The 3224-nt window shown below is 37.1% G+C and carries 4 protein-coding genes; 1 reads left to right on the forward strand and 3 read right to left on the reverse strand.

Annotated features, from left to right (window positions below; genetic code table 11):
• Nucleotides 1-56: 56 nt before the first annotated feature.
• The 3 genes from GJV77_RS14505 to pncA form a co-directional block, all read right to left on the reverse strand.
• Complete coding sequence (locus GJV77_RS14505) at nt 57-632, reverse strand: outer membrane beta-barrel protein (protein ID WP_155037049.1); 576 nt, start codon at nt 630-632, stop codon at nt 57-59.
• Between the two features lie 395 nt (nt 633-1027).
• Nucleotides 1028-1582 (reverse strand): hypothetical protein, encoded by a 555-nt coding sequence (locus GJV77_RS14510; RefSeq protein ID WP_155037050.1) that lies wholly within the window; start codon nt 1580-1582, stop codon nt 1028-1030.
• Nucleotides 1582-2196: a bifunctional nicotinamidase/pyrazinamidase gene (gene pncA, locus GJV77_RS14515; protein WP_155037051.1), complete on the reverse strand. Its 615-nt coding sequence runs from the start codon at nt 2194-2196 to the stop codon at nt 1582-1584. Before pncA ends, GJV77_RS14510 begins: the two co-directional genes overlap by 1 nt.
• Nucleotides 2197-2435: 239 nt before the next feature.
• Between pncA and GJV77_RS14520 the strand changes: the two genes are divergently transcribed.
• Nucleotides 2436-3200 carry a hypothetical protein gene (locus GJV77_RS14520; RefSeq protein ID WP_155037052.1) on the forward strand — a complete coding sequence of 255 codons (765 nt, stop codon included), beginning with the start codon at nt 2436-2438 and terminating at the stop codon, nt 3198-3200.
• Nucleotides 3201-3224: the final 24 nt, after the last annotated feature.

Below are 3224 nucleotides of genomic sequence, written 5' to 3' on the forward strand. Positions count from 1 at the left end.
TGGAAACAGGAGATGACACAGTTTAAGTTACACTCCCCCTTTTCTTTATCTATTTCTTATTTTCCTAAGAAAATCTGGAACCCAACTGATAGCCCTAACCCATTATGAGCTGAAGCACTCGCTTGGTTTGATTTACTGTAGTTGTATCCTACAATCGCCTCTAAAGCAACGTTACGTGTCACAAAGTGTGAGTACCCTGCATTCAATGCAAAAGCAAATGAAGTATCACTACTATTTGATGTCTCAGCACCTGATATACCTACAGCCCCTTGTCCAAAGAAACGGCCTGTCTCACTAGCTCCTTCTGGGAAGTAATAACGAGCAAATGGCATAACTTTATAACTCCAAATATCTGAAGCATCTTTTACCGTTTGTAATCCTGCTCCTACTTCAAGACCTACTGCTATCCCATCAGAGATGAAATACCCTGCTCTTGGAGATAAATTGATATTGAAGCTTTTATCTTCAAAGCTATATCCCGTAGATCCCAATGCTCCTCCTACTATCCAGTTACCTTTCTTAATAGGTGTTGTTCCTACTTTTTCTGCTAATTTAGGTGTTTCAATTTTCTGAGCATTTGCTGTTACAATTCCTCCGATAAGCAATGCTGCTAATAATGTGATTTTTTTCATAGTTTCAATATTAATTAATTTAATAATTAAAGTACTACAGGCTCTACATTTTCTTTGCCTAAAGCACTTCAACTATTTACAATCAGCTTGCAAAATTAAGCCTTGTTTATCATTTTTCAAATGACCTACACATAGTCTTTCATCTTGCTGTTGCACACACTTAAGACTCTGCTCACTAATACAGGTCACTTAATCCAACAGACTTTAACAATTGCTATCTTATCGATAAAGATGCACAAAAACAAGTAAATAGCACAACTTAAGCAATTACAATCAAATAGTTACAAAAAAACACTACACAAAAAACCAGACCTTTAGCAACTAATATTTTAACTTTATTTTGCAATTCACTTAAAAAAGAAAAAGCTCCCATTAATGGTTACTCATCTATCTTTTTACTTTTCTTGTGAGGCTAACAATTCCCTTCTCAACTCCAATATACTCTTCTCTGTATTAATCAGACCAAGTACTAATAACTCCCTCGCTTCTTCAATTGACATAGAATCTATATGCTTGTGCCAAGCTGTTGTTGTCTGTATCTCTTTGATTTTCTTTATACGACTACTCGTCTCTTTTGCCGTGCGACACACAGCTAGATCTCTTTCCTCTTTTGCCAAACTATCGCGATGCCTAAAGCCTACTTCACCCTCACTATCGAGCACGATGACAAACAAGGCTTGTTGTTCATTATTTGGGTAAAAACTATCCCACGAAGCATAGGCTAAACAATATACACTATTCTTAGCGGATGTACTGATGAGTTTCCAGCGGCAGTTAGCTGCACGTCCCCAATGATTCGAATAGCGATAGACACCTATCTCATCAAAATAATAAGCACTACCCGCCTTACTCTTATAATTAGGTGCTCGATTGGCTATTACCTCCATAGGCACTTGTTGCCATTCACAATAGGTGTGTTTAAAAAAATTAAATCGGCTATACTTCTTCATTAAATAGTTAATTCTCCTTCGTTTTCAATTATGTGAACGCCTAATGCTGACAAGTCACCTTTCGCTGATACTAACCCCTCAGCACTAATTGGTCTTGTAGCAAAATCTAAAAAGTAAGTATCTAACCCTGCTACTGCTGCATCTTTAGAGGTATAATACACGCAGAACTCAGCCGCTAGTCCACATACATAGACCGCTGTCACTCCTCGCTCGCGCAGATACCCCAGTAGTCCTGTAGAGATTTGCTTATCATTGTCGTAAAATCCACTATAGGAGTCTACTCCTATTTGCATCCCTTTTCTGAATATTGCTGCTACCTTACGACTGTCCCAAGCACTGGTAAAACCAGCTCCTGTAGTTCCCTGTACACAGTGATCAGGCCATAAGACTTGCTGCAAACCATTGAGGTCTATCACTTCAAAGACTTGTCTTGTCGGGTGTTGAGAAGCAAAACTCTTGTGATTAGCTGGGTGCCAATCTTGTGTAGCGACTACTAAGTCAAACTTCTCTTGTAGCCTATTAATAACCGGTACTATCTCATCGCCCTTCACAACAGCTAAGCTACCTCCAGGCAAAAAGTCATCTTGTAAATCAACAACGATTAGTGCTTTCATATTTATGTAATCTAAGTGGTTTGTCGCAAAAATACACATTTACTACCTATTCCCCTATTAGATATAAGAGATATCTTTCATTGGCAAAACCACAAGTATAAATCGCTTATACCTATCAGTGATCATCAATAGATACATAGTCAACTCTCCTTTTATAGATACCCTACTTTTATACAAAAAAACAACGGTCTATCAACCGTTTTTCATACCTTACGCTATCATATCTACTGCTATTAACAATGTATCACTATAGCCATTTTTTAGATTGCTGTCCAGACTACAACTTACTAGATCAAACAAAGATCAATGAGTTACTGGCACTGCCAATTCTCTATTCGATTGATCAAATCACACCGTTATTGAACAAAAACTTAAACTACCGCGAAATTATATGTCTTCGCACCCTACTGAACTATAAGTACAGAGAAGAGAGAACCCTAGAGCACTACCAGTTATCCGCTAGTTTAGAGACCGTCATTAGCTCTGGGTACGTAAATCTATTAGCTGATCGATCAACTGTTATAAATATTCAGCAATATGCAAATGATGTAAAAAAAGTAAAAATAACCGCAGCTAGAAACTGTGAAACAATACAAACACCCTCTTCTCTTGAAATGTTAGACCTCAGCATAATGCCTAAACTAACAACTATTGAAGGATTAGATAAATTAGCAATGCTGAAAGACTTAACCATTAACAAAGCATCGAAGTTCACAAGCTTTCATGAAATCAAAACATTAGATAAGTTGTTATTTTTAAATCTGAATGAAAACAAAAACTTAAACAATCTTGATTTCCTGACAAATCAACACCAAATTCGTTTTCTTGACGTGATACGTTGCCCTCAGTTGGAAGTTGAAAAAATCATACCTTCCTTGCAAAAACTCAAACACCTAAAGCACCTAAATATCAGCCTAAAAAAGAAAGAATTACCGCTACTTCTGGAAGCTTTACCTCACGTATATATCCAATCTTACAAATACGGAGATACCATAATCGAGTAGGAGGCTGAAGATTATTTCTTCAGC

The organism is Myroides pelagicus, from assembly GCF_009711055.1.
Lineage (GTDB): Bacteria > Bacteroidota > Bacteroidia > Flavobacteriales > Flavobacteriaceae > Flavobacterium > Flavobacterium pelagicum.

Bases quoted from the DNA above. Each gene is read 5' to 3' on its own strand.
- GJV77_RS14505 (WP_155037049.1), bottom strand. From the start codon at position 632: ATGAAAAAAATCACATTATTAGCAGCATTGCTTATCGGAGGAATTGTA.
- GJV77_RS14510 (WP_155037050.1), bottom strand. From the start codon at position 1,582: ATGAAGAAGTATAGCCGATTTAATTTTTTTAAACACACCTATTGTGAA.
- pncA (WP_155037051.1), bottom strand. From the start codon at position 2,196: ATGAAAGCACTAATCGTTGTTGATTTACAAGATGACTTTTTGCCTGGA.
- GJV77_RS14520 (WP_155037052.1), top strand. From the start codon at position 2,436: ATGTATCACTATAGCCATTTTTTAGATTGCTGTCCAGACTACAACTTA.